Genomic DNA, 25,529 nt, shown 5'->3' with positions numbered 1-25,529 from the left:
AGGTCATTGCTCTCAGCCATATACCCTTCATCCTTCAAGCTGCTTGGGTGTTGGCGGCGATTACTCGTCTCATCCATGAGACTCGCCCCTCACGGGGTTGCCGCCTACAAGCAACTAGAATTATTCTGGGTATCGTTAGTTCTCAGGCATAGTGCCGTTTTTCGCCATCACCAGCGACGTTAGTCACACAGCGGCCACAAATATCCGCGTGTTCTGCGGTCTGGCCAATATCCGTGGTGTAATGCCAGCAACGTGGGCATTTCTCACCCACTGCGGTACTGAAAGCGATTTTTAACCCTTTAAGCAATTCGCTCTGCTGTGCATCCGCCGGAGCTGACGCTAAAGGTGCCACATTGGCGGATGAGGTCAGCAACACAAAGCGTAGCTCATCCTGCAGGCTATTTAGGCAAGCCGCCAAGTCATTGTCTGCATACAGCGTCACCGCCGCCTCCAGTGAGCCACCAATGCGTTTGTCTGCACGCGCCTGTTCCAGCACTTTGTTCACTTCACCGCGTACCTTCAGCAGTTCAGCCCAAAATGCATCATTCATGCTCTCCCCTTCAGCCAAACCAAACAGGCCACTGTACCACTCTTCAGTGAAGACATACGGCGCACGTTTGCCTGGCAGGAAGCCCCAGATTTCATCCGCAGTAAACGACATGATCGGTGCCATCCAACGCACCAGCGCTTCAGCAATATGGAACAGGGCGGTCTGGCAACTGCGACGAGCCACACTGTTGCTCTTCGCGGTATATTGACGGTCTTTGATGATATCCAGATAAAAAGAGCCCATCTCCACCGAGCAGAACTGCATCAGCCGCTGTACCACTTCATGGAAATCATAGTTGGCATAGGCCTGCTCGATATCCTGCTGCGCCGCCAATGCGCGGCCCACTGCCCAACGATCCAAGACCACCATTTCATCGGCGGCAACACAATCGGTCGCAGGATCAAAGCCGTTAAGGTTTGCCAGCAAGAAACGCGCCGTATTGCGAATACGGCGGTAAGAGTCCGCTGCACGTTTGAGGATTTCGTCAGAAACTGCGATCTCGCCAGTGTAATCCGTCGATGCCACCCACAAACGTAAAATATCCCCCCCCAGTTTGTTCATCACATCCTGAGGACTAATGGTGTTACCGATAGACTTGGACATTTTGCGGCCCTGACCATCGACAGTAAAACCATGGGTCAACACTTCTTTATAAGGTGCCTTGCCTTTCATGGCGGTGGAAATCATCAGCGATGACATAAACCAACCGCGATGCTGATCCGACCCTTCTAAATACATATCAGCGCCATGGCCGTTGAACTCAGGGCGAACATCCACCACTGAAGCATGGGTTGAACCAGAGTCAAACCATACGTCCAAAGTATCCGGCACTTTGACATAATCTGCGGCTTCCGCACCGAGGATCTCGGCAGCATCCAGATCCCACCAAGCCTGAATTCCCTCTTGCTCAACACGCTTGGCAACCTGTTCCATCAGCTCAACACTACGTGGGTGAAGCTGCTCCGTCTCTTTATGAACAAACAGAGACATTGGCACACCCCAGGTGCGCTGACGCGAGATACACCAATCGGGACGATTAGCCACCATCATTTCGATACGTGCCTGGCCCCAATCGGGGATCCACTGCACGCCTTTGATCTCTTCCAGTGACTGTTTACGCAATCCATGCTGATCCATGCTGATAAACCATTGTGGCGTGGCACGGAAAATAACCGGCGTTTTGTGGCGCCAGCAGCAGGGATAGCTGTGCTGCAGTTTTTCAACATGCAACAGCGCACCTTTTTCGCGTAACAGCTCCACCACCAGATCATTGGCCTTAAACACAAATTTGCCATCCAGTGAGGGGTAAGTCCCCGTCAGATAGCAACCATTCGGCCCAACCGGGTTAGCCACTTCCAAGCCATATTTCTGGCCAATCACAAAGTCATCCGGGCCATGGCCTGGTGCGGTATGGACGGCACCGGTACCCGCATCCAACGTGACGTGATCCCCCAGAACCGCCGGCACATCAAAGCCCATAAACGGATGGGTGAAACGCATTAACTCTAGCTCACTACCTTGGCAGGCGCCAAGCACCGCCCACTGGGTAATGCCCGCACGCCGCATCACACTTTCCACCAGATCCGCCGCCAGGATCAGGCATTGACCATCAACTTGTACCAATTGATAGGCAAATTCCGGGTTCAGCGAAATCGCACGGTTGGCAGGCAAGGTCCATGGTGTGGTGGTCCAGATCACCAAAGAAACTGGGCCATCAACCTGTGTTACGCCAAACTTGGCGGCAACCGCAGCGGCATCAACCGCCTGGAAAGTGACATCAATAGAAGGTGAAGTTTTGTCGTAATATTCAACTTCTGCCTCTGCCAGGGAAGAACCACAATCGGTACACCAGTGAACCGGTTTGGCCCCCTTGAGCAAATGACCATTGCTGATGATTTTAGCCAGGGCACGGATAATGTTGGCTTCGGTTTTAAAGTCCATGGTCAGGTAAGGATGATCCCAGTCACCCAATACCCCCAGGCGAATAAAATCTTGCTTCTGCCCCTCAACCTGTTCGGCTGCATACTCGCGGCATTTCTGACGGAACTCCGCAGGGGTCAGTTTCTCACCGGGTTTGCCATAAAGTTGTTCAACTTTCAATTCAATGGGCAGACCGTGGCAGTCCCAACCGGGAATATAAGGCGAATCAAAGCCCGCCATCCCTTTGGATTTAATAATAATATCTTTGAGGATTTTATTTACCGAGTGACCAATATGAATACTGCCATTCGCATACGGTGGGCCGTCATGCAGAATAAAAGTCTTTTTCCCCTTTTTAGCAGCACGAATAATCCCGTACAGATCCTGTTCATACCAACGGTTAAGCATGCCAGGCTCGCGCTTGGCGAGATCGCCGCGCATCGGGAACCCTGTTTCCGGCAAGTTCAGGGTATTCTTGTAGTCACTCATTAGATTCTCGGTTCCGTTTTCGATTGGTAAGATTAAGCCGGTGTCTGTAGCCCAAAAAACTTCCGGGCAGTCACCACATCATTGGCGATTTGCTGCTTAAGTTCATCAAGCGAAGCAAAACGCTGTTCATTGCGCAATTTTGCGCGCAGCACCACATCCAGATGGCGGCCATACAGATCCATAGTCACATCCAGTAAATGCACTTCCAGTTGCTGACGGACGCCAGCAACGGTAGGCCGAGTGCCGATATTGGCCACCCCCGGCAAAGGTTGTGGAGCCAGGCCATAAACATCGACCGCATAGACCCCTTTGACCGGTGCAACCAGGCGTTTAAGTGGCAGGTTGGCCGTTGGGAAACCAATGGTTCTCCCCAATTGGTCACCATGTACTACACGCCCTGAAATACGATAAGGGTGCCCCAGCAGGGTCTCCGCCAGCAGCAAATCATCATCACGCAGGGCATTGCGAATCGCCGTACTGCTGATACGCTGATCCCCTTCACGAAAAGTGGACGCACTCGCCACTTCAAAGCCATATTTCTCCCCCGCTTGCTGCAACAGTTGATAATCCCCTTGGCGACCCGCCCCAAAGCGGAAATCATCGCCCACCATCAGGAATTTCACTCCCAACTTTTCCACCAGCAGTTCAGTCACAAACGCCTTTGAAGGGTGAGCGGCAAAACGGGGATCAAACTTGACGCACAACAAGAAATCCACCCCGGCCTCAGCCAAATATTTGGCCTTGTCACGCAAGCGCGTCAGGCGGGCCGGTGCTTTATCTGCAGCAAACAATTCCAACGGTTGCGGTTCAAAAATCATTACCACCACCGGCAGCCCAAGGCGGTGCCCTACCTGTTTCAGCTGTGCCAACAACGCCTTGTGACCGCGATGTACGCCGTCAAAGTTGCCGATGGTGAGCACACAACCATGATGGTGTGCCCGGATATTATGGATGCCACGAATTAGCTGCATAGCTGGCTCAAAACAGTGGAAATCGGCGGATTATACCTTGTACAACGGTTAAGGTTAACCGGCGATTGTTCCCTTTGATGTATATAGTCATACCATACCGAAGGAAAAGCGCCTTCACCACCGTTTCAATTCCTCAAATTACCGCCAGATGACGGTTTTATCCCCATGTTCCTTCAAATTATCGTCAAAAAATAGCTCAATCAGACTCTATTGTTGGTATGATACCCAGTCGCTTCTCCACCAGGCGGAGCAGGATACAAATCATATGGCGATTTTTATCGCGAAACACTGTATTCCCATAGCCGAAACTGGTAAGATCCTGCGCCATCACAACGTAGCAAGTGCCGCCCGTACAAACGGCGCTTATTTGCACAAATCCATTGACAAACGAAGGCTAAAAGGGCATATTCCTCGGCCTTTGAATTGTCCTCAATAGCATATATTTGGGAGTTGGACCTTGGCTAATATCAAATCAGCTAAGAAACGCGCCGTACAGTCTGAGAAACGCCGCAAGCATAACGCTAGCCGTCGCTCAATGGTGCGTACCTTCATTAAGAAGGTGTACGCCGCTATCGCAACTGGCGACAAAGCAGCAGCACAAAACGCATTTAATGAAATGCAACCTATTGTGGATCGCCAGGCAGGTAAAGGCCTGATCCACAAAAATAAAGCAGCACGTCATAAGTCGAGCTTGATTGCACAGATTAACGCAATGCAGTAAGTCTTACGTTTTCTGCTTGATAAAAAAACCGGCTTTGGCCGGTTTTTTTACATTTGAGCTCCAGCCAGTATCGGCTTAAAAGGTAAACAGGGCTGAAAAATCCTTGTTACATACCCGTCGTACTGCCGGATGTTGGATCATCCGCTCAGCAAAAATAATGTAATACTCTTCTTGCACGCTATCGATGCGCCCAATCTCCATCACATTATCATCCTTGTAGGTGTCCAATGCATACAGTGTCGGGGCAACGAAAATCGCATTGTGATACAACCCGAAAGCCTTCATCAACGCAGCATCATCAAACTCCCCGAGGATCTGAACCTGAATCCCCTGAGTATTAAACCAATTAAGCAGTTTTCGCCCCAGCATCGAACGCTTTCCCGGGATCAGTAATCGTCGCTGCTCCAGGCAAGCTGGGAACGGTAAATCAGGCACCGGTGGGCGACAGAAGAAGCTGATCCCACACTCACCCAATTTCAGCGAGAACAACCCTTCCTGTTGACTGGAGTCGACAGGACAATCCGACAGAATCATATCCAATTTGTGCTGGCTCAACTGTTCCAACAGCATCTCGTGGGTTGATTCGAAACAGCGCAGATGGATCTGCTCATTATCAACCACCGCAGCTTCCAATACCTGGCTGACCAGCCTCTTGGAGAGCGCATCCGCCACTCCAACGTCAAACAGCAGGTTGGACTCCTTGCGGTAATTGACGATATCCAGCATTTCCTGGCTCAGCATAAACATCTTATCCGCATAGCGGAAGACCAGTTGGCCGAGTTCAGAGGGCACCACGCCACGCCCTTGGCGCTTGAACAGTTTTCCATCAAGGCGCTCTTCCAAGGCTTTGATCTGACCGGTAATGGTTTGCGGCGTAAGGAACAGCGCCTGCGCCGCACCCACCACTGATCCCTCCTTGCAAACCTGCCAGAAGTAATAGAGATGGTTAAAGTTGATATGTGACATTTTCACTCGCTGTTCTCCTTAAATTCCCTATCAGCACAAAGCTCCACCTTGATGAGCGACAAACTCCATTGCTTTCTTCCCTATTCATGCTTATTGCAGGCGGGCATATCACCCACCTGCAATAAGATTATACCCTTCATCCTTCACGTTACTTGGGTGCTGGCTGTCGTTACTCGCCTCATCCGTGAGGCTCGCCCCTATCGGGGCCGCTGCAAGCAAATCGAATGTTTTTGGGTATCGCTTATTGGCGCTTCGGTAATGTCTGACGCAAAAGGACATAACCAATCACCGCCGCACTGGTTGAACCTAATAATATGCCCAGTTTGGAATAGGTAATCAGTTCCGGCGCCGCCTCAGCAAAGGCCAATGAGGCAATGAAGATCGACATGGTAAATCCGATACCACAAAGCATGGCGACAGCAAATACCTGTTTAAAATTAATGTCTTCTGGCAACTTGGCAATGCCGAGTTTCACCGCCAGCCAACTGAGGGTAAAAATCCCCAGTGGTTTACCAATCAATAACCCTGCGGCAATCCCCATTGGCAACAGTGACGTCAAACCACTCAGCGAAACCCCTTGTAATGGTACCCCCGCATTGGCGAACGCAAACAAAGGCAAAATAAGGAAAGCCACCCAAGGATGCAACTCATGCTCCAGAGTTTCCGAAGGAGAAGGCTCATGCTTGGCTTGCAGCGGTATCATAAAGCCGACGATGACCCCTGCCAGCGTCGCATGTACACCGGATTTAAGAATAGCCACCCACAGCACCAGGCCAACTATCATATACATTGAGGTTTTGCCTACCCCACGCCAGTTCATAATCGCCAGCACGGCTATCGCAGCAGCAGCGACTGCCAATGCCATCAGCGACACCTTATAGGTATAGAACAGGGCAATAATAATGATGACACCCAAATCATCAATAATCGCCAAGGCTAACAAGAATACCTTCAAACTGGTGGGTACCCGCTTCCCCAGCAGGGCCATCACCCCTAGCGCAAACGCGATATCAGTCGCCGCAGGGATTGCCCATCCTTGACGGGTGACTTCATCTGCACCATTAAAAAATAGATAGATCAATGCCGGTGCCAGCATACCGCCCAAGGCAGCAATTGCTGGAAAAACAGCTTTGTCACGACCGGCTAACGAGCCTTGCATTAATTCGCGTTTAACTTCCAAACCGACCACGAGGAAAAAGATGGCCATTAACCCATCGTTGATCCATAGCAGTAATGGCTTGGCGATCTCCAACGAAGCTATTTTGACCATTACTGGCAAGCTGAGGAAACTTTGATAAAGCCCTTGTAAGGGGGTATTTGCCATAATCAACGCCACTACGGCAGCGATGATCAGAATAATTCCCCCTGCGGCCTCTTGGCGCAAGAATTGACGGATAATATTGGTCACTGTGAGTCACTCCAGATAATCACCAGGCGCTATCGTCCTGCGTGTCAGACAATGCATAGAGTATAGGCGAGGAATAACTTCGAAAAAATCAGTTTATAAGCACAATATAATTCGTAAAAACCGAGCATTCAGTGATGTATGCCACAGTTTTATTCTGGGAATTAACAAAGGTAGTAATAAAAAGCCCCAGTTTTTTAACCGGGGCTCTATTCAATTGTTGATTAACGCGTCAGATCGTCAAAAAACTTTTTCACACCATCGAAAAAGCTTTTCGAACGAGGGCTGTTTTTATCGCCAGCCGGACCACCCAAGCTCTCTTCCAGCTCTTTTAACAACTGTTTCTGCTTGTCGTTCAAGTGGACTGGTGTTTCCACCACCACGCGGCATAGCAGGTCTCCCTGGCTACCACCCCGTACCGATTTCACGCCTTTGCCACGCATACGGAACAGTTTACCGGTTTGAGTTTCCCCCGGTACTTTCAACTTAACACGGCCATCCAAGGTAGGGACTTCAATCTCACCACCCAACGCGGCCATGGCAAAGTTAATCGGCACTTCACAATACAGGTTATTACCTTCACGCTCGAAAATCGGGTGCGCTTTCACCTGAACCTGAACATACAAGTCACCCGCTGGTGCACCATGTTCACCGGCTTCGCCCTCGCCTGCCAGACGGATACGATCACCCGTATCGACGCCAGCCGGGATCTTCACCGACAAGGTCTTGGATTTTTCTACGCGACCATGGCCGTGACACTTGTTGCACGGATCTTTGATGATCTGACCACGCCCATGACAATGGGGACAAGCCTGCTGCACACTGAAAAAACCTTGGCGCATCTGTACCTGGCCTTGACCATGGCAGGTCGGGCAGGTAATGGGTGAACTGCCTGGCTTGGCACCGCTACCGTGGCAGACATCACACTCTTCCAACGTAGGAATGCGGATCTCTTTAGTCACACCACGCACCGCTTCTTCGAGAGTCAGATCCATGTTGTAGCGTAAATCGGAACCACGGCTGGCACGCTGGCGGCGTCCGCCACCAAAAATATCACCAAATACATCACCAAAAATATCGCTGAAATCAGCCCCGCCGCCAAAACCGCCGCCGCCCATACCACCTTGCTCAAAAGCGGCATGGCCGTATTGATCATAGGCTGCACGCTTTTGATCATCCACCAGGATCTCGTAGGCTTCTTTGACTTCTTTAAATCTGACTTCAGCATCAGCATCCTGATTACGGTCAGGGTGATACTTCATCGCCAGACGCTTATACGCCTTTTTGATTTCACGCTCATCTGCCGTTTTGGTGACGCCGAGCACCTCGTAATAATCTTTCTTTGCCATTGGTTGTCTAACCCTTAACATGCGTGCACGGGCGCAGAGTTACCTCGACGCCCGTGCTGGTTTCCGGTTATGGTCGATGACCTCACCGTGCCCGCTTAAGGGCAATTACTTTTTGTCTTTAACTTCTTCAAACTCAGCGTCAACAACATCGTCTTCTTTCTTTGCCGCGTTGTCTGCACCGGCATCAGCACCCTGTGCTTGTGCCTGCGCCTGCGCCATTTCCAACAGTTTGCCGGAAACCTGCACCAAAGCCTGAGTTTTCGCTTCAATTTCAGCTTTATCTTCGCTCTTCACAGCCGCTTCCAGATCTTTCAGCGCTGCTTCAATCGCTGTTTTATCTTCTGCTGGCAGTTTATCGCCTGCTTCTTCAATTTGCTTACGGGTACCGTGGATCAAGTGATCCGCCTGGTTACGCGTTTGTACCAGCTCTTCGAACTTACGGTCAGCTTCGGCGTTCACTTCTGCATCACGCACCATTTTCTGGATTTCTTCTTCATTCAGACCAGAAGAAGCCTTAATGGTGATCTTCTGCTCACGACCGGTATTCTTGTCTTTAGCAGAAACATGCAGAATACCATCCGCATCAATGTCGAAAGTCACTTCGATCTGGGCCATACCACGCGGTGCAGCCTGGATACCATCCAGATTAAACTGGCCCAGTGATTTGTTATCGCTGGCACGCTTACGTTCCCCTTGCAGGACATGGATAGTCACCGCAGCCTGATTATCTTCAGCTGTTGAGAACACCTGACTATGCTTGGTCGGGATAGTGGTGTTTTTGGTGATCAGCGGGGTCATCACACTGCCCATGGTCTCGATACCCAGTGATAGCGGAGTCACGTCCAACAACAGAACGTCTTTCACATCACCTGCCAACACACCACCCTGTACTGCGGCACCCACAGCAACCGCTTCGTCCGGGTTAACATCTTTACGCGGTTCTTTACCGAAGAAGTCAGAGACGGTCTTCTGGACCAGTGGCATACGGGTCTGCCCACCTACCAGGATCACGTCATTGATGTCAGAAACTGACAATCCTGCATCTTTCAGCGCCACTTTCAACGGCTCGATAGAACGTGCAACCAAGTCTTCTACCAATGACTCGAGTTTGGCGCGAGTCACTTTGATGTTCATGTGTTTTGGACCGCTGGCATCTGCAGTAATATACGGCAGGTTCACATCGGTCTGCTGAGCGGAAGAGAGCTCAATCTTCGCTTTTTCTGCCGCTTCTTTCAGACGTTGCATCGCCAACGGATCATTACGCAAATCCATACCTTGGTCTTTCTTGAACTCTTCGACCAGGTAGTTGATCAAGCGGCTATCGAAATCTTCACCACCTAAGTGAGTATCACCGTTGGTTGCCAGCACTTCGAAGGTTTTTTCACCGTCAACTTCATCGATCTCAATAATTGAGATATCGAAAGTACCACCACCCAAGTCATAAACAGCAATGGTGCGGTTACCGACTTCTTTATCCAAACCATAAGCCAACGCTGCGGCCGTCGGTTCGTTAATAATACGTTTCACTTCCAGACCAGCAATACGCCCGGCATCTTTGGTTGCCTGACGCTGAGCATCGTTAAAGTAAGCAGGAACCGTAATTACCGCTTCAGTCACTGGCTCACCCAAATAATCTTCTGCTGTTTTCTTCATTTTTTTCAGTACTTCTGCAGAGATTTGTGGTGGAGCCATTTTCTGGCCTTTAACTTCCAACCAAGCATCACCATTGTCTGCGGCGACAATGCTGTAAGGCATGATAGCTTTATCACGCTGTGCTTCGTCATCCTGGAAGCGACGGCCAATCAGGCGTTTGATCGCAAACAGGGTGTTTTGTGGGTTAGTCACAGCCTGACGCTTAGCAGGCTGGCCAACCAGAATTTCACCATCCTGGGTATAGGCGATAATTGACGGTGTGGTGCGGTCGCCTTCGGCGTTCTCTAGTACACGCGCCTTGCCACCATCCATAATTGCTACACAAGAGTTGGTTGTACCCAGGTCAATACCAATGATTTTACCCATCTAAACATCTCCACTAATAAATTCATAATTGGTCAGGTTGCTAACCTATATGCGGGCAATCTTTTGCTTTTCAACTGTCCGATATCGCCATTTACCCGCGGTCAGCAATTGCGGTTGTCAATAAGATGGGGCCGACCACTTCAGCATCAAGGGCCAACGTAAAAAAAATTTCGTTTTTATCCCTTTCCGATCATTGTTTCCTGTCGCCAGGATCACTATGATCCCGCGCGGTCTGATAAAGTCAGCTGTGCTTATTGACTCTTCAGAACAATGATTAATTTATCTATCACCTGTTATCACAGAGAACATATGCAAACCAATACGTTGGCAAATCCTGGTCCTTTGGGGCTGATGGGCTTCGGAATGACGACTGTCTTACTGAACCTGCACAATGCGGGCTTTTTCCCGCTAACTTCCGTCATTATCAGTATGGGAATTTTCTTCGGTGGCATGGCTCAGATTTTTGCTGGCATTCTTGAGTTCAAGAAAGGCAATACCTTCGGTTTAACCGCTTTCACCTCTTACGGCTGCTTCTGGCTAAGCCTAGTGGGTATTCTGTTGTTGCCACGAATGAATCTTGCCGATCCCACTGATGCCAGCGTGCTGGGCACCTATCTGGCACTGTGGGGCATATTCACACTGTTTATGTTCTTCGCTACGCTCAACACCAACCGCGCTTTACAGTTCGTGTTTGCCAGCCTGACCTTGTTGTTTGCACTGCTGGCTATCGGTAACATCACCGGTAACCAGGGGCTGCTCACCTTCGCCGGTTATGAAGGGATCATCTGCGGTGCCAGTGCCATTTATCTGGCAATGGCAGAAGTCATCAATGAGCGCCTGGGCCGTACTGTATTACCCATTGGTGCAATAAAAGCTTAATCGTTATCAAAGATAAAAGGCCCAGCAACGTAATGACTGGGCTTTTCTTTTTCTAGCATCAAATCAATCTAACAACGGCTTTTCACCATTGAGATCTCGGTGCAAATAAACCCCGAGCAGCAGACCGATGGCTGCTAACACCAGCACATAATAAGCTGGTGCTAATGGCGTTAACTGCATGATCAAGGTGACGAATATCGGGGTCAAACCGCCAAAGATGGCATATGCCACATTGTATGAGAATGAAATCCCGCTAAATCGCACTTCTGCCGGGAAGGACCGCACCATGATGTAAGGCACCACACCGACAGCGCCCACACTAAACCCGGCCAACGCATAAGTGGCAAACAACCATTCCGGGTGTGTTGCTACTGACTGGTAAAAGAACCAAGTGGCTCCCGCCAGTAACAGGCTCCAGACGATCAGCGTCTTGCTGGCGCCAAAACGGTCTGCCGCACAACCGCTGAGGATACAACCGATAAACAACATGACAATCGCCACGCTGTTGGCTTGCAGTGACAATGCCGGTGCAATACTAAACTGTTTCTGTAGATAAGTGGGGGTCATCAGGATCACCACTACAATACCGGCAGAGAGCAACCAAGTAAGCAGCATCGAAACCACGATGGCTTTTTTGTGATTAACCACCACAGACTTGAGTGGTAACTCTTCTGCCAACGCCTTGCGCGCCTGCATCTCAAGAAAGATAGGGGTTTCCTGCAACCAACGGCGCAGATACATGGCAAACAGGCCGAAGAATCCGCCGAGGAAGAATGGAATACGCCAGCCACCATCATGAATGGCTTGCTGGCTGAGGGTGGTATTGATGACGGTAGCCACCAGCGAACCCAGTAAAATACCGGCGGTCAGCCCTGCGGTCAGTGTGCCACAGGCAAAACCTACGCGATTACGCGGCACATGTTCCGCGACAAATACCCAAGCTCCCGGAACCTCTCCACCAATGGCTGCCCCTTGCAAGACACGCATCAACAGCAACAGCAATGGTGCAGCAATACCAATACTGGCATAGGTCGGTAAAAAACCCATCGCCAGCGTAGGTAAGGCCATCAGTAATATACTGAGGGTGAACATTTTTTTGCGCCCGACCAGGTCGCCAAAGTGCGCCATGACGATTCCGCCCAGCGGCCGCGCCAGATAGCCTGCGGCGAAGATGCCAAAGGTTTGAACTTGACGCAACCACTCCGGTATATCGGCAGGGAAGAATAAGTCCCCCATGACTGCGGCGAAGAAAACAAAGATGATAAAATCATAAAACTCCAACGCGCCCCCTAAGGCCGCTAAGGTCAGAGTCTTATAATCTTGCCGGTTTAATCGGCGATTATTATCGTGATGCATAAAATACCGTCAGATAGAGTAGGAAAAAACCTGGTGATTTGCTGTAAAAAGATCCTTACTATAACGGAAATTTATTTCCACATCACACCACCCAACATATCGTATTAAATATAGGTAAAATTTAGCTATTTATATTGATAATTGCACTTTTAGGGCGGAATGACGCTACGACAGTCTGATTAGTTTCGACATAAGGGCCATCAAGTAGTTGAATACAGTAAGGTACACTAGCAAATATACCGTGCACCTGTACTTTTCCTTGCTCATCTTTCACTCCTTCCAGGGTTTCTTTGATCGATTTAGGTTGCCCTGGCAAATTAATGATCAATGCTTGCTTGCGGATCACACCAACCTGACGTGAAAGAATCGCCGTTGGCACGTAGTGCAAGCTAATCTGGCGCATTTGCTCACCAAAACCAGGCATCACACGGTCAGCTATCGCCAATGTGGCGTCAGGGGTAACATCACGCCGGGCTGGCCCCGTACCACCGGTGGTCAGCACCAAATGACAGCCAGCGTCATCTACTAACTCGCACAAAGTGCGCTCAATCACCCCTTGCTCATCCGGGATCACTCTGGTTTCCAAAGTGAACGGGGTGATTAACGCGCTACTCAGCCAAGCTTCTAAGGCTGGGATCCCTTGGTCTTGATAAACCCCTGCAGAAGCCCGATCAGAAATAGAAACCAAGCCAATATGTAATGTGTTCATGTGCACCTCTTTTTTTGCTGATTGACTTCGGCGGATTGACGCCCCACTCAACCTTCACTTGACGAGAAAAACCAATCAAGTCAATGGCTGGCAGAAGTATAGGGTGTTTGCCTCTCGAATAGATAGCAGGAATAAAAAAGGCGACCTAAGCCACCTTTTTATTTTTATATCAAAAGATTACAGCAAATCGGCAATCATTTTTTCCAACTTGCCTTGGTCTACGGCAAACTTGCGGATGCCATCAGTCAGTTTATCAACCGCCATCGGATCCAGGTTATGTTGCCAGTAAAACTCAGGTTCAGTCATTGGCGCTGGGCGCGCTTTGACTTCCCCCGTAAAGGCGAGCTTACGCTCCAGTGCCCCTTCACTCTCGGCCAGCTCTTTGAGCAATGCAGGCGCAATGGTCAAACGATCACACCCCGCCAATTCGATGATTTCACCCACGTTACGGAAGCTCGCCCCCATAACCACGGTTTTGTAACCGTGCTGCTTGTAATATTGATAGATTTCGCTGACGGAAATCACACCCGGGTCTTCATGAGGTAAAAACTCTTTTTTATCGCCATTGGCTTTGTACCAATCAAGGATACGGCCAACGAAAGGCGAAATCAGATAGACTCCGGCCTCCGCACAGGCACGTGCCTGGGCGAAAGAAAATAGTAACGTCAAGTTGCAGTTGATGCCTTCTTTTTCAAGACGTTCGGCAGCACGGATACCCTGCCAGGTAGAAGCCAGTTTGATCAGAATGCGTTCATTACCAACACCCGCTTCATTATAAAGTTTGATCAGCCGCTTGGCCTTGGCAACACTGGCTTCCGTATCATAAGAAAGACGTGCATCCACTTCCGTGGAGATACGCCCAGGGATCAGCTTGAGAATCTCCAGGCCAATGTTGACCGCCAGTTTGTCAGCAGCATCGGCAATTTGTTGCTGATGGTCACCGCTCTGCTCACGCGCCCAGGCAATGGCATTGTCAATCAATGGGCGATATTCAGGAATTTGAGCCGCGTTGAGGATCAGCGAGGGGTTAGTGGTGGCATCTTGCGGTTGATATAGCTTCATTGCCGCAATATCACCGGTATCCGCAACCACAGTAGTCAGTTGGCGTAGGGAGGTTAATTTATCGGTCATGTTAGTATTATCTCATCGTTTGTGCATAAACTTTTAGCATTGTTCAGCCATGCTTTGCCCCGATGATAACATGCGGCATCTTCGGTGCAAGGAGGGAATATGATGGCGACGGGTCCACGGTTTTATACCCAGGTTTAAGCAAGATACCGTGAGGGTCAGCGCGCCGAATCGGTCCGGTCCCTGTTACCGATAAGCAACATAAGAGGCATCAATGATGACTTTTTGCTTAATCTAAGTTGAAACAATCTGTAATATAGCCACTATAGTTCACGTTTCAGGGAGATTCGCTGCGACTTACATAAAATTTAGTATAAGACGCTATACCCCAGTTCGTTCAAGTATCAGGACAAAATGCATCGCGTTTTGAACAGCGCCTGCGCTGGCTCCGAAGGAAATAGGCCCAAATGGGCAGAGTCACGCGGCAAGCCTGCAGTTTGAATGGAGACGGGTCTATAAGTCTTCATGAGGAGAAGTCGGTGATAGATCTGATTAACTTTATCAACAATGTTCTATGGCGTTCAGTACTCATCTATTTACTACTGGGCACCGGTATCTATTTTACTTTACGTACCCGTTTCATTCAGATCCGTCACTTCCGCCACATGTTTTCATTGCTGAAAAACAGCACGAAAAGTGACAGTGCAGGGATCTCATCCTTCCAGGCGTTATGCACCTCACTCGCTGCCCGCGTCGGTAGCGGTAATCTCACCGGTGTCGCGATAGCACTCACAGCTGGTGGTCCCGGCGCTATCTTCTGGATGTGGGTAGTGGCACTCATCGGTATGGCAACCTCTTTTATTGAAAGTACCCTGGCTCAGCTCTACAAAACCAAAGATGATCAGGGCAACTATCGTGGCGGCCCCGCTTACTATATGGAAAAAGGATTGGGGATGCGCTGGATGGGGGTCCTGTTCTCTATTTTCCTGCTTATCGCGTTCGGGTTGGTATTTAACGCCGTACAGGCCAATTCCATCGCCATGGCCAGCGCCGTCGCCTTTAACTTCGATCCGTTATATGTGGGCATCGCTTTAACACTATTGAGCGGCCTGGTGATTTTTGGTGGTATACGCTCTATCGCCCGTGTTGCAGAAAAAGTCGTGCCATTGATGGCGACCATTTATCTCCTGCTGGCATTTTGGATCATCGGTCATAATATTACCCAAATGCCCGCTATCTTGGCATTGATCGTCAAAAGTGCTTTCGGCCTACAGGAAGCTGCGGCAGGTGCCATGGGTTATGGGATCGCCCAGGCGATGACGCAAGGGATACAGCGCGGGCTGTTTTCGAACGAAGCCGGTATGGGGTCCGCGCCAAATGTGGCGGCATCCGCGACACCTTATCCCCCTCATCCTGCTTCACAGGGCTATATGCAGATGTTTGGTGTATTTATCGACACCATTGTTATTTGCAGTGCAACCGCCGCGATTATTCTCGCCTCTGGCGCGCTCGAACAGTCCGCCGGCAATATCAGTGGTATCGACCTGACTCAGCGGGCCATGGCCTATGCTCTGGGTAGCTGGGGGCCGGCGTTTATCGCCGTGGCGATTTTCTTTTTTGCGTTCACCTCCATTATTGCCAATTATGCTTACGCAGAAAATAATCTGATCTTTCTTGAGCGCAATCATCCTGCCGGATTGATGCTTTTCCGTTGTGTGGCTTTATCAATGGTGATGTACGGTTCATTGGCTGATTTGCCCGTGGTGTGGAAAATGGCCGACATCGCCATGGCGCTGATGGCCATTACCAACCTGACGGCAATCTTACTGTTGTCCAGTGTCGCCCTTAAAGTCGCTAAAGATTATAACTACCAGCGAACCCTGGGTAAGATCCCCAGTTTTGATGCCAGCCGCTTCCCGGAATTATCACCTCAACTTGAACCCGGGATCTGGGAAAACAACAAACCGCATTAACCATCTCGGGGCGCACATTCGCTGTGCGTCCCGGTCTTCAACGGTGGCATACGCTGACACATGTGAATAACTCGCCACTATTCCTCCTGCTCTGACACACTTTTTGCTACATTAGCTGCAAGTTGATCAACAGGACATCACCATGCTTATTATCATTTCACCGGCCAAAACCCTGGATTATGACAGCCCGCTCGCTACCCAGCGTTTTACGCAACCAGAGTTGCTGACCCAATCGCAGCAGCTGATCAACATTTGTCGTCAACTGACCCCAGCACAAATCGCCACGCTGATGAGCATCAGCGATAAACTGGCTGGTCTGAATGCTGCGCGTTTTGGTGAATGGCAAAATAAATTCACACCCGATAATGCCCGTCAGGCCTTGCTGGCATTCAAAGGTGATGTTTATACCGGGTTACAGGCTCAGGACTTTAGCGAAGAGGATTTCGACTTCGCACAACAACATCTGCGCATGCTCTCAGGGTTGTACGGGGTGTTGCGTCCACTGGATTTGATGATGCCCTATCGGCTGGAAATGGGAATCAAACTGGAAAACCACCAAGGCAAAGATCTCTATAGTTTCTGGGGGGACCTGATCACTCAGCATCTCAACCAAGCCCTTGCACAGCAGGGTGATGATGTGGTGGTGAACCTGGCTTCGGATGAATACTTCAAAGCGGTGAAACCCGCCAAACTGCAGGGTTCACTGATCAAACCGGTATTCCTTGATGAGAAGAATGGTCAATACAAAGTAATCAGTTTCTATGCCAAGAAAGCACGGGGGCTGATGAGTCGTTTCATCATCAAAAACCGACTCACTCAGTCCGAACAGCTGATGGATTTCAATCTGGAGGGTTACTGTTTTGATGAAGCCGCATCAAAGGGGAATGAATTAATATTCAAACGTGCGCAGCAATAAAGTCACACGCAGCAAAACAGAGAACGGCACCAGCATGGCACCGTTCTCCCGTCAAATGGCATATTTAATCAAGCTGGCAACGTCATCAGGAATTGGCGCAGTTTGGCAAAATCTGCTGGCATGTTATGCGACAACAGAGGTAACTGGGCACGCTCTGCCAGTGCCTCAGGTAATGGCAACTCCTGGCCCAGAATCGCCTCCACACTCTCTTTAAATTTGGCTGGGTGCGCAGTCCCCAGGAACAGGCCAAACTCCCCTTCTTGCAATTGATCACGCAGTACCCGATAGGCGATTGCCGCATGGGGTTCAGAAAGATAGCCCAACGCTGCCAGTTCTCTCATGGCCGCCTTGGTGGTTTCATCACTGACTGCACCATAGCCCAATGCTTGCAACGGCCAGTTTTTGCGGCGGAACAACTCCTCCACTCGCGGCCAGTTGTTTGGCTGGCTAACATCCATCGCATTGGACAATGTCGCCACCGTGGCATGGGGTTGCCATTGGTCAGAGGCCAAGAAGCGCGGTACGGTATCGTTGGCATTCGTGGCAGCGATAAAGCGTTTTACCGGTAGCCCTAAAGATTTAGCCAGCAGCCCCGCCGTCAAATCACCAAAATTGCCACTTGGCACGGAAATGACTAATTGATTACGTACGCTCTGTGGCAATTGCGCTACCGCTTCAAAGTAGTAACAAATTTGCGCCAGTAAGCGGCTGATATTGATCGAGTTGGCCGAGTTCAGATGGATAGCTTCTTTCAATGCCTGGTCATCAAATGCCTGTTTGACCAGCGCCTGGCAGGCATCAAAATCGCCATCAATCGCGATGGTGTGGATGTTCCCCCCCAGAGTACAAAACAGTTTTTCCTGTAATGTACTGATCTTGCCCTGCGGATAAAGGATAACCACTCGCACATTTTTCAAGCCATAGAAGGCATGAGCCACTGCGGCACCGGTATCCCCCGAGGTCGCCGTCAAGATGGTCACTGGCTGATCACCCGCCACCTCAGCCAGCATTTGCGCCATAAAGCGGCCACCGAAATCTTTAAATGCCAGGGTTGGGCCATGGAACAGTTCCAGGCAAGCAACATCACTTGTCACTTCCGCCACCGGGGCCGGGAAGGCAAACGCCGCGTTTACCCGCTGGTATAACGCCTCTTCACTTATCTCGTCGCCAATAAAAGCCGACAGGATCTTGCTACTGCGCGTGACAAAATCCATCGCCAACAGTTGATCGATCTCGGTCAAGCCAAATTCTGGCAATTCCAGCGGGAAAAACAGCCCTTGCTGTTTACCCAGGCCCTGTTTGATCGCCTGGGCGAAATTAACCTGTTCGTTATGGTCTTTAAGGTTATACAGTTTCATGCGTTATCCCAATCTCCGAGCGCCTGCGGTATCCAGACGGCAAATATGAACAAAACCTTCGTCGTTTTGCAGGTAGTGGTTAGTCAGCCAGTCAGCCATGCGTTGTGCCGTCGTCGTATCATCACAAACGGCAAACAGGGTCGGGCCGGAACCCGAAATCCCACAAGCCAGTGCTCCAATATCCTGCGAAGCCTGACGTGCCTGGGCAAAACCAGGCAATAAACGGGTACGATAGGGCTCGGCTATCACATCCTGCATCAGCTTGGCCGCCAAATGGGGTTGCTGAGTATGGCAAGCATGAATAAAGCCCGCCAGATAGCGACCATGGCTAATGCAGTCTTGCCGACGATACTGTGCCGGCAGAATGGCACGGGCCTCTGCCGTGGAAACCTTGATCCCCGGATAGGCCATTACCCACAACCACTGATTAAAACCGGGGACTTCCTGGCTGATAATTCCTTCTTCTTCCAACATCAACTGCAAGCCACCCAGATAGCAAGGGGCAACATTGTCATAATGTACGCTACCAGAAATGCGCCCTTCCAACTCCCCCATCAGGGCCAGCAGTTGCATTTTGTCGAGTGGATGATGACAAAACTCGTTCATGGCCATCAACCCCGCCACCACCGAACAGGCACTGGAACCCAGCCCCGAGCCAATCGGCATATTCTTCTCTAAACGCATCGCCACCGGCACTTCGCGACCAATCTCTTGGCAAAAACGCTGCCAACATTGGTAGACGATATTATCTTGCGGATCTGGCGGCAATTTGCTGACAAAGCGGCCGGTATTCTCCAGGCTGAAACTACTGGCGGCCTCTACGCTGACGCAATCCCCCAGCAGCGTACCATCAACAGGGGACACTGCTGCCCCCAGAACATCAAACCCAACACTGACGTTACCAATTGAAGCCGGTGCATAGACCTTAACCATATTAAACTCCCAACTTCCACGATAGTGTGCGCAGCAAGTCGGCAAATACCCCGGCCGCAGTCACATCATTACCCGCACCATACCCACGCAGCACCAACGGCAATGGCTGGTAGTAACGGCTGTAGAATGCCAGTGCGTTCTCACCATTTTTAACTTTATACAGCGGGTCGTTGCCATCTACCGCATCAATACGCACCTGACAACGGCCATCTTCAATAACACCGACGTAACGCAATACCTTGCCTTCTTCAGCGGCGGCAGCGACGCGACGACTGTATTCGGCATCCAATGCCGGTAAGCGGGCCATAAATGTCGCCACATCGCCACTGGCATCAAACGACGCGGGCAACACTGATTCAACCTCAATATCACCCAACTCCAGCGTATAACCCGCTTCGCGTGCCAGAATAAGCAGCTTGCGCGCCACATCCATTCCGGAGAGGTCATCACGGGGGTCAGGCTCAGTATAACCATTGGTTTTAGCCTGCAGGGTCGCGGCTGACAGCGACATTCCCTCATCCAGTTTGCCGAAGATAAAAGAGAGTGAACCCGACAAAATGCCTGAAAAACGCAAGAGTTCATCACCGGCATTGAGCAGATTTTGCAGGTTTTCGATTACCGGTAACCCCGCCCCTACGTTGGTATCATAGAGGAATTTCCGCCGTGAATTAGCAGCAGCAATACGCAATTGCTGATAATAACTCATTGATGAGGTGTTCGCTTTCTTGTTCGGGGTCACCACATGGAAACCATCAGCCAGGAAATCAGCATACTGGTCAGCCACAGCCTGGCTGGAAGTACAATCGACAATGACCGGATTGAGCAGATGGCACTCTTTCACCAAACGAATCAAGCGACCAAGATTAAACGGTTCTTTGGCTTCCTCCAGTGACTCTTGCCAGCTTTCAAGCGGAATACCATGCACATTGGTCAGCATGGCGCGTGAATTGGCAATACCACAAACCCGCAGGTCGATATTCTTCTGTTTCAGCCAAGATTGCTGGCGGTTAATTTGCTCAAGCAATGCTCCGCCAACACCACCGACACCGATGACAAATACTTCAATCACCTGTTCGGTATTGAATAGCATTTGGTGGCTAACACGCACCCCGGTAGTCGCCGAATCATTATCTACCACCACTGAGATAGAGCGCTCTGAAGAACCTTGAGCAATCGCCACAATGTTGATATTAGCGCGCGCCAATGCGGAGAAAAAACGAGCCGAGATACCACGTAACGTGCGCATCCCATCCCCCACTACCGAAATGACCGCCAAATGCTCCATCACATCCAGAGGCTCCAGAACGCCATCTTTCAGCTCCAGGTAGAATTCCTCTTCCAGAGCACGGCGAGCACGTTGTAACTGGCTCTGCGGTACGCAAAAACTGATGCTGTATTCAGAAGAGGATTGGGTGATCAACACCACGGAAATCCCGGCGCGCGACATCACGGCAAACACCCGGGCCGCCATCCCCACCATACCTTTCATCCCCGGCCCTGAAACGTTGATCATCGCCATATTGTTCAGGTTGGTGATACCTTTCACCGGAGTATCATGATCCACACTTGCACCACCAATCAAAGTACCTGGCGCTTGTGGGTTGGCGGTATTCTTAATCAGGCAAGGGATATGGAATTGGGCAATCGGTGCAATAGTACGCGGATGAAGCACTTTAGCGCCAAAATAGGAAAGCTCCATCGCCTCCTGGTAGGACATTGATTTCAACAATCGGGCATCTGGCACTATACGCGGATCACAAGTATACACCCCGTCGACATCGGTCCAGATCTCACAACAATCCGCACGCAGGCAAGCCGCCAACACCGCTGCCGAATAGTCAGAACCATTGCGCCCCAGAACCACCAACTCGCCCTTATCGTTACCGGCGGTAAAACCCGCCATCAGCACAATATGATCATGCGGAATGGCCATGGCCGCAATACGTGCAGAAGATTCGGCTATGTCCACGGTTGATTCGAGGTAGTGCCCTTGCGCCAGCAATTTTTCAACAGGATTGATCACCGTAACCGGATAGCCCTTGGCTTTGAATACTGCCGCCATAATGGCAATTGACAGTTTTTCACCCCGGCAAATAATGGCGGCATTAACACTGTCCGGGCACTGGCCCAACAGCGCCACACCGTGCAATACCTGCTTTAACTGAGCAAATTCCTGATCAACCAAGGCTTTCAGGCGGTCATATTCAAATCCTGGCAGCGCCTGAGCCAATCCACTGAGTAGTTCAGCGAAAATACGCTGGGCATCACTCATATTGGGAAGAATATCTTGTCCTGCGGCAGTTTTTTCGATCATCGCCACCAGATGATTGGTGATCTTAGCGGGCGCTGACAATATCGTAGCCACCTGTCCCTGATGCGCATTGTTTTCAACGATATCGGCAACACGCAGAAAACGTTCTGCGTTTGCTACTGAGGTTCCACCAAATTTCAACACTCGCATTTCTGTTTATCTCCTGAATTCATATCCTAGTTGTTGCGCGCTACCGCTTGAATGACGAGAAGCATAGATCAAAAAAAAACCCGCACTGGTTAGGTGCGGGCTTTTTTTCTATTTTCGGTGTGCGTCAGCCCGCCCCGTTACCTGTGGTATCGGTGGTGGTAATAATTGTGGTGTTCAGGCTGATGTTTCGCATTCTGTTTGTCTGTCTCAATAAATATCTCTGTTACTTCTATTGGTTAAAGCAATCTCTTTACCAAGTCAAATTATTTTTTATTTTGTTCATTTTCTACCCACAGATTAATCTATGCAATAAAACGGAATAAATGTAAATTATCAGAAAAAAACATAAGAATATGGTTTTAAAAATAGTGCATATCACTGGATTAATCAATGACTACACAACCATTACTTAATCAATTTTTTTTCGATGTCGTGTAGCAGCGTATGCAACATCACCATATCCCGTTGTTGCAAGATACCTAACCGTTGGTGGATCCAGTCACGCAATTTCTGATCTTCTGCTACGTCCAAAATGCTCAATAAATGCTCTAATCGTAAGCGTAACGCTTGTAATTGACCGGTATCCGCCGTGGGAACCGACGGCTCACTGACAGCCATCAACTCAGCCAATTGATAGCAATACACCATCACTGCCTGGCCCAGATTAAGGGACGGATAGTCAGCCACCATCGGCACACCCGTCAACAAATCCGCCAGTTCCAACTCTTCATTCGTCAGGCCGGAGTCTTCGCGGCCAAATACCAATGCCGCTTGCCCTACCCATTGTTGACGCTCCATCAACTGCTCAGCCAATTGCTGCGGGGTACAATAGTAATGAAAACGCGCGCGGCTACGAGCCGTCGTCGCAATGGTAAAATCAATATCTGCCAGCGCCAGTTCCAGAGAAGGATAGGTCTGAACGGCATCTAAAACATCACCAGCACCATGAGCGACCCAGCGCGCCGCGGGCTGCAAGTGAGCCTCACTGTCGACAATGCGTAAGGAAGTAAACCCCATGGTTTTCATCGCCCGCGCTGCCGCACCTACGTTTTCTGGCCGGGCTGGCGCAACCAACACGATATGAAACTGCATCACTACTCCAACAATATATACCCGTCGCCAATGACGCTGCAGCGGTGTTGCTACGCTCTCTCACCCTAGTCACATAGCTATCTATGCTCCTAGGGCTTCATTCGCTTGCCGCCTACCTGCAACTTCATTGAACTTGAGTCTAGTAAAAGTGAGGTTATCCTCTCGCCATTCAATCTACAGGGCTTTGATGACTGCGCCTATCACTGACTGTGACAAAGTTATTGGTATTTACCTCACGCTTTCTGACTGAAACTTGATTAAATAGAGGGATAAATTCATTTGATCACAGATCACAAATCATTAACATAAAAAATGTCATGCTAATAAAACATCGCTAAACACCTTTCTCAAACAGTAAAAAATTGGAAACTTTCAGTTTTGCAAATAACACCTTTATTTGATTAAAAAACAACAGATTGTGATATTCGACAAAACAAAAACCTAGCGCATTTAGCCTCGTCTGTTTAACAATGCTGAATCGTTCACAGAATCTGTCATGCAGTCCCTTAACTTGGCATTTTCATAGGTGTTTTTCACAATACTGTTAACGTGCTACAATTAAATTTGATATATGTCAACAAAGCGTAGTTTTGTTGGGTGATGAATACGGCACACACTGTTATATTGCTGTTAATAGGGTTAACATGTGCGCCGTTTTGGCATCATTGGGGCTGTAGAAAATAGCATCCCCCGCAAGCTAGCGATCTTGTTGACATAGGTGGAAAGCGCATCAAGAACCGAGTTTACGTACTTTAGTCGTTGGTAAGAAGGGAACGTGAGCTGTATCTCTGTCCTTCATGAAGAAAATAACGACTCCTGTATTATCTATTTTGTTAGCAATTTTAGGTAGCAAATATGCAGACCCCGCACATTCTGATTGTCGAAGACGAGTTAGTCACGCGAAACACCCTGAAGAGCATTTTCGAGGCGGAAGGCTACATCGTTCATGAAGCCAACGACGGTGCAGAAATGCACAACATTCTGTCTGAAAATGATATCAACCTGGTTATCATGGATATCAATCTGCCAGGAAAAAATGGCTTGCTGTTGGCTCGTGAACTCCGTGAACAAGCCAGCGTTGCACTGATGTTCCTGACCGGCCGTGATAATGAAGTCGATAAAATCCTCGGCCTGGAAATCGGTGCCGATGACTACATCACTAAACCCTTCAACCCACGTGAGCTGACAATCCGCGCACGCAACTTGCTCTCACGCACCATGAATCTGGGCAGTACCAGCGAAGAGCGCAAACTGGTTGAAAGCTATCAATTCAATGGTTGGGAACTCGATATCAACAGCCGTTCTCTCATTAGCCCTGCAGGGGAACAATACAAGCTGCCACGCAGTGAATTCCGCGCTATGCTGCATTTTTGCGAAAATCCAGGCAAAATCCAGTCCCGTGGTGAATTGTTGAAAAAAATGACGGGCCGCGAACTCAAACCCCACGACCGCACTGTTGATGTGACCATTCGTCGTATTCGTAAACACTTCGAATCCACGCCAGACACGCCAGAAATCATTGCCACTATTCATGGCGAAGGTTATCGCTTCTGTGGTGACCTGGAGGATTGATCCCTTCTGATTGTTGCTGAAAGCGCATCAATGCAAGCTGCAGGATAAAAACGCTGTCCGTTTTGTCCTGCAACTTGATAGTCCTTTATCTTATTTAACTTCACCCCACGGCATAATCGGCACAGCGCTTAACGCGTTTTTCGGCGATCCCTCCACCAAACGGTCAGAATAGCTAAGGTAAATCAACGCATTACGATTCGCATCATAAAACCGCACGACTTGCAGCTTCTTGAACACCAAAGAGGTGCGTTTCTGGAATACCACCGTACCTTCCGTCTTACCGCTTTTGATTTTGTCACTCAACACAATTGGCCCGACCTGCTGGCAGGAAATTGCGGCATCCGAGGTATCTTCCGCCAAACCAAGCCCCCCCTTGATACCACCTGTTTTGGCACGACTGATATAACAAGTGACATTTTTAACATCGGGATCATCGAATGCCTCAACCACAATCTTATGGTCTGGGCCGAGCAACTTAAATACCGTATCAACCGATCCAACCTGCTCTGCCTGTACAACATTGGCCGTTAAACCCACTAAACTGAAAAAGAGTATCCATCCTTTTTTCATTACCTTAACTCCAAAAAAGGTGCCCATTTAGCGATAGGGCAGAAATTAATAACAGTGATACCTTCGGGTCACAGAGGCGGGATCATTGTGACTCACATCCCTTTTTTTTGACATAGGGAGCAAAAAAATCTTTGGAAGTCGCGGAAGAAAAAAGTTGTTATGATGCCCTATCGTCATCGTTTTATGCTGGTTAACATCGTTTCTATCATCTATTTTGACATGATACCGATACACCCTAAATAGTGCGGGTTC

20 protein-coding genes and 1 other annotated feature are annotated in these 25,529 nt (G+C 49.6%); of the genes, 5 read left to right on the top strand and 15 right to left on the bottom strand.

Features of this window, described 5'->3' with window-relative positions; genetic code table 11:
* Nucleotides 1–142 precede the first annotated feature (142 nt).
* The gene (ileS, locus tag AC2A06_RS02110; protein ID WP_484379202.1) at nucleotides 143–2,959 is read right to left on the bottom strand and encodes an isoleucine--tRNA ligase; all 2,817 of its coding nucleotides are present in this window, start codon (nucleotides 2,957–2,959) and stop codon (nucleotides 143–145) included.
* Between the two features lie 32 nt (nucleotides 2,960–2,991).
* On the bottom strand, nucleotides 2,992–3,930 hold the full coding sequence (ribF, locus tag AC2A06_RS02105; RefSeq protein ID WP_484379201.1) for a bifunctional riboflavin kinase/FAD synthetase: 939 nt from the start codon (nucleotides 3,928–3,930) through the stop codon (nucleotides 2,992–2,994).
* Between the two features lie 457 nt (nucleotides 3,931–4,387).
* Between ribF and rpsT the strand changes: the two genes are divergently transcribed.
* Nucleotides 4,388–4,651, top strand: a complete 264-nt coding sequence (rpsT, locus tag AC2A06_RS02100; protein WP_023489415.1) for a 30S ribosomal protein S20 — start codon at nucleotides 4,388–4,390, stop codon at nucleotides 4,649–4,651.
* Nucleotides 4,652–4,726: 75 nt separating this feature from the next.
* Here the strand turns inward: rpsT and nhaR are convergent, their stop codons facing one another.
* The 4 genes from nhaR to dnaK form a co-directional block, all read right to left on the bottom strand.
* On the bottom strand, nucleotides 4,727–5,623 hold the full coding sequence (nhaR, locus tag AC2A06_RS02095) for a transcriptional activator NhaR (RefSeq protein WP_037386400.1): 897 nt from the start codon (nucleotides 5,621–5,623) through the stop codon (nucleotides 4,727–4,729).
* Between the two features lie 235 nt (nucleotides 5,624–5,858).
* Entirely contained in the window at nucleotides 5,859–7,025 is a 1,167-nt protein-coding gene (gene nhaA / locus AC2A06_RS02090) for a Na+/H+ antiporter NhaA (protein ID WP_484379200.1), read from the bottom strand.
* A gap of 221 nt (nucleotides 7,026–7,246) precedes the next feature.
* Nucleotides 7,247–8,371 (bottom strand): molecular chaperone DnaJ, encoded by a 1,125-nt coding sequence (gene dnaJ, locus AC2A06_RS02085; protein ID WP_484379199.1) that lies wholly within the window; start codon nucleotides 8,369–8,371, stop codon nucleotides 7,247–7,249.
* A gap of 105 nt (nucleotides 8,372–8,476) precedes the next feature.
* Nucleotides 8,477–10,390, bottom strand: a complete 1,914-nt coding sequence (dnaK, locus tag AC2A06_RS02080; protein ID WP_484379198.1) for a molecular chaperone DnaK — start codon at nucleotides 10,388–10,390, stop codon at nucleotides 8,477–8,479.
* A gap of 309 nt (nucleotides 10,391–10,699) precedes the next feature.
* Between dnaK and satP the strand changes: the two genes are divergently transcribed.
* Nucleotides 10,700–11,269: an acetate uptake transporter gene (satP, locus tag AC2A06_RS02075; protein WP_023489760.1), complete on the top strand. Its 570-nt coding sequence runs from the start codon at nucleotides 10,700–10,702 to the stop codon at nucleotides 11,267–11,269.
* 63 nt (nucleotides 11,270–11,332) lie between these two features.
* Here the strand turns inward: satP and AC2A06_RS02070 are convergent, their stop codons facing one another.
* From AC2A06_RS02070 to tal, 3 genes are all read right to left on the bottom strand, one after another.
* Nucleotides 11,333–12,625 (bottom strand): MFS transporter, encoded by a 1,293-nt coding sequence (locus AC2A06_RS02070; RefSeq protein ID WP_484379197.1) that lies wholly within the window; start codon nucleotides 12,623–12,625, stop codon nucleotides 11,333–11,335.
* Between the two features lie 121 nt (nucleotides 12,626–12,746).
* Nucleotides 12,747–13,334, bottom strand: a complete 588-nt coding sequence (mog, locus tag AC2A06_RS02065) for a molybdopterin adenylyltransferase (RefSeq protein WP_484379196.1) — start codon at nucleotides 13,332–13,334, stop codon at nucleotides 12,747–12,749.
* A 177-nt stretch (nucleotides 13,335–13,511) separates the two neighbouring features.
* Nucleotides 13,512–14,465 carry a transaldolase gene (gene tal, locus AC2A06_RS02060; protein ID WP_023489763.1) on the bottom strand — a complete coding sequence of 318 codons (954 nt, stop codon included), beginning with the start codon at nucleotides 14,463–14,465 and terminating at the stop codon, nucleotides 13,512–13,514.
* 476 nt (nucleotides 14,466–14,941) lie between these two features.
* On the opposite strand from tal, the gene AC2A06_RS02055 reads away from it, so the two are divergent.
* Nucleotides 14,942–16,375: an alanine/glycine:cation symporter family protein gene (locus AC2A06_RS02055; protein ID WP_484379195.1), complete on the top strand. Its 1,434-nt coding sequence runs from the start codon at nucleotides 14,942–14,944 to the stop codon at nucleotides 16,373–16,375.
* A 142-nt stretch (nucleotides 16,376–16,517) separates the two neighbouring features.
* Nucleotides 16,518–17,291, top strand: a complete 774-nt coding sequence (yaaA, locus tag AC2A06_RS02050) for a peroxide stress protein YaaA (RefSeq protein WP_484379194.1) — start codon at nucleotides 16,518–16,520, stop codon at nucleotides 17,289–17,291.
* 68 nt (nucleotides 17,292–17,359) lie between these two features.
* Here the strand turns inward: yaaA and thrC are convergent, their stop codons facing one another.
* From thrC to AC2A06_RS02025, 5 genes are all read right to left on the bottom strand, one after another.
* A complete protein-coding gene (gene thrC / locus AC2A06_RS02045) occupies nucleotides 17,360–18,649 on the bottom strand; it encodes a threonine synthase (protein ID WP_484379193.1) in 1,290 nt (429 codons plus the stop codon).
* A gap of 3 nt (nucleotides 18,650–18,652) precedes the next feature.
* On the bottom strand, nucleotides 18,653–19,582 hold the full coding sequence (gene thrB / locus AC2A06_RS02040; RefSeq protein ID WP_484379192.1) for a homoserine kinase: 930 nt from the start codon (nucleotides 19,580–19,582) through the stop codon (nucleotides 18,653–18,655).
* Nucleotide 19,583: 1 nt separating this feature from the next.
* Nucleotides 19,584–22,043 carry a bifunctional aspartate kinase/homoserine dehydrogenase I gene (gene thrA, locus AC2A06_RS02035; RefSeq protein WP_023489768.1) on the bottom strand — a complete coding sequence of 820 codons (2,460 nt, stop codon included), beginning with the start codon at nucleotides 22,041–22,043 and terminating at the stop codon, nucleotides 19,584–19,586.
* Between the two features lie 69 nt (nucleotides 22,044–22,112).
* Nucleotides 22,113–22,229, bottom strand: a sequence feature (Thr leader region).
* Nucleotides 22,168–22,236 (bottom strand): thr operon leader peptide, encoded by a 69-nt coding sequence (gene thrL / locus AC2A06_RS02030; RefSeq protein WP_071998276.1) that lies wholly within the window; start codon nucleotides 22,234–22,236, stop codon nucleotides 22,168–22,170. (Overlaps the previous feature by 62 nt.)
* 212 nt (nucleotides 22,237–22,448) lie before the next feature.
* Nucleotides 22,449–23,135, bottom strand: coding sequence for a tRNA/rRNA methyltransferase (locus tag AC2A06_RS02025; protein WP_037386395.1), 687 nt, complete (start codon nucleotides 23,133–23,135; stop codon nucleotides 22,449–22,451).
* 855 nt (nucleotides 23,136–23,990) lie between these two features.
* Between AC2A06_RS02025 and arcA the strand changes: the two genes are divergently transcribed.
* On the top strand, nucleotides 23,991–24,707 hold the full coding sequence (arcA, locus tag AC2A06_RS02020; protein ID WP_023492762.1) for a two-component system response regulator ArcA: 717 nt from the start codon (nucleotides 23,991–23,993) through the stop codon (nucleotides 24,705–24,707).
* Nucleotides 24,708–24,797: 90 nt separating this feature from the next.
* Here arcA and creA read toward each other — a convergent pair whose 3' ends face one another.
* Nucleotides 24,798–25,277, bottom strand: coding sequence for a protein CreA (gene creA / locus AC2A06_RS02015; RefSeq protein ID WP_484379191.1), 480 nt, complete (start codon nucleotides 25,275–25,277; stop codon nucleotides 24,798–24,800).
* Nucleotides 25,278–25,529 lie beyond the last annotated feature (252 nt).

The organism is Serratia sp. HNCC26DJ244 (assembly GCF_057180565.1).
The sequence above is the reverse complement of the archived record's forward strand: the minus strand, read 5'-3'. Positions and strand labels throughout refer to the sequence as shown.

Coding starts and splice junctions, on each gene's coding strand:
- AC2A06_RS02025 (WP_037386395.1), bottom strand. CDS start 23,135: ATGCAGTTTCATATCGTGTTGGTTGCGCCAGCCCGGCCAGAAAACGTA.
- yaaA (WP_484379194.1), top strand. CDS start 16,518: ATGCTTATTATCATTTCACCGGCCAAAACCCTGGATTATGACAGCCCG.
- thrB (WP_484379192.1), bottom strand. CDS start 19,582: ATGGTTAAGGTCTATGCACCGGCTTCAATTGGTAACGTCAGTGTTGGG.
- thrC (WP_484379193.1), bottom strand. CDS start 18,649: ATGAAACTGTATAACCTTAAAGACCATAACGAACAGGTTAATTTCGCC.
- thrA (WP_023489768.1), bottom strand. CDS start 22,043: ATGCGAGTGTTGAAATTTGGTGGAACCTCAGTAGCAAACGCAGAACGT.
- arcA (WP_023492762.1), top strand. CDS start 23,991: ATGCAGACCCCGCACATTCTGATTGTCGAAGACGAGTTAGTCACGCGA.
- creA (WP_484379191.1), bottom strand. CDS start 25,277: ATGAAAAAAGGATGGATACTCTTTTTCAGTTTAGTGGGTTTAACGGCC.
- dnaJ (WP_484379199.1), bottom strand. CDS start 8,371: ATGGCAAAGAAAGATTATTACGAGGTGCTCGGCGTCACCAAAACGGCA.
- mog (WP_484379196.1), bottom strand. CDS start 13,334: ATGAACACATTACATATTGGCTTGGTTTCTATTTCTGATCGGGCTTCT.
- ribF (WP_484379201.1), bottom strand. CDS start 3,930: ATGCAGCTAATTCGTGGCATCCATAATATCCGGGCACACCATCATGGT.
- satP (WP_023489760.1), top strand. CDS start 10,700: ATGCAAACCAATACGTTGGCAAATCCTGGTCCTTTGGGGCTGATGGGC.
- dnaK (WP_484379198.1), bottom strand. CDS start 10,390: ATGGGTAAAATCATTGGTATTGACCTGGGTACAACCAACTCTTGTGTA.
- AC2A06_RS02070 (WP_484379197.1), bottom strand. CDS start 12,625: ATGCATCACGATAATAATCGCCGATTAAACCGGCAAGATTATAAGACT.
- tal (WP_023489763.1), bottom strand. CDS start 14,465: ATGACCGATAAATTAACCTCCCTACGCCAACTGACTACTGTGGTTGCG.
- ileS (WP_484379202.1), bottom strand. CDS start 2,959: ATGAGTGACTACAAGAATACCCTGAACTTGCCGGAAACAGGGTTCCCG.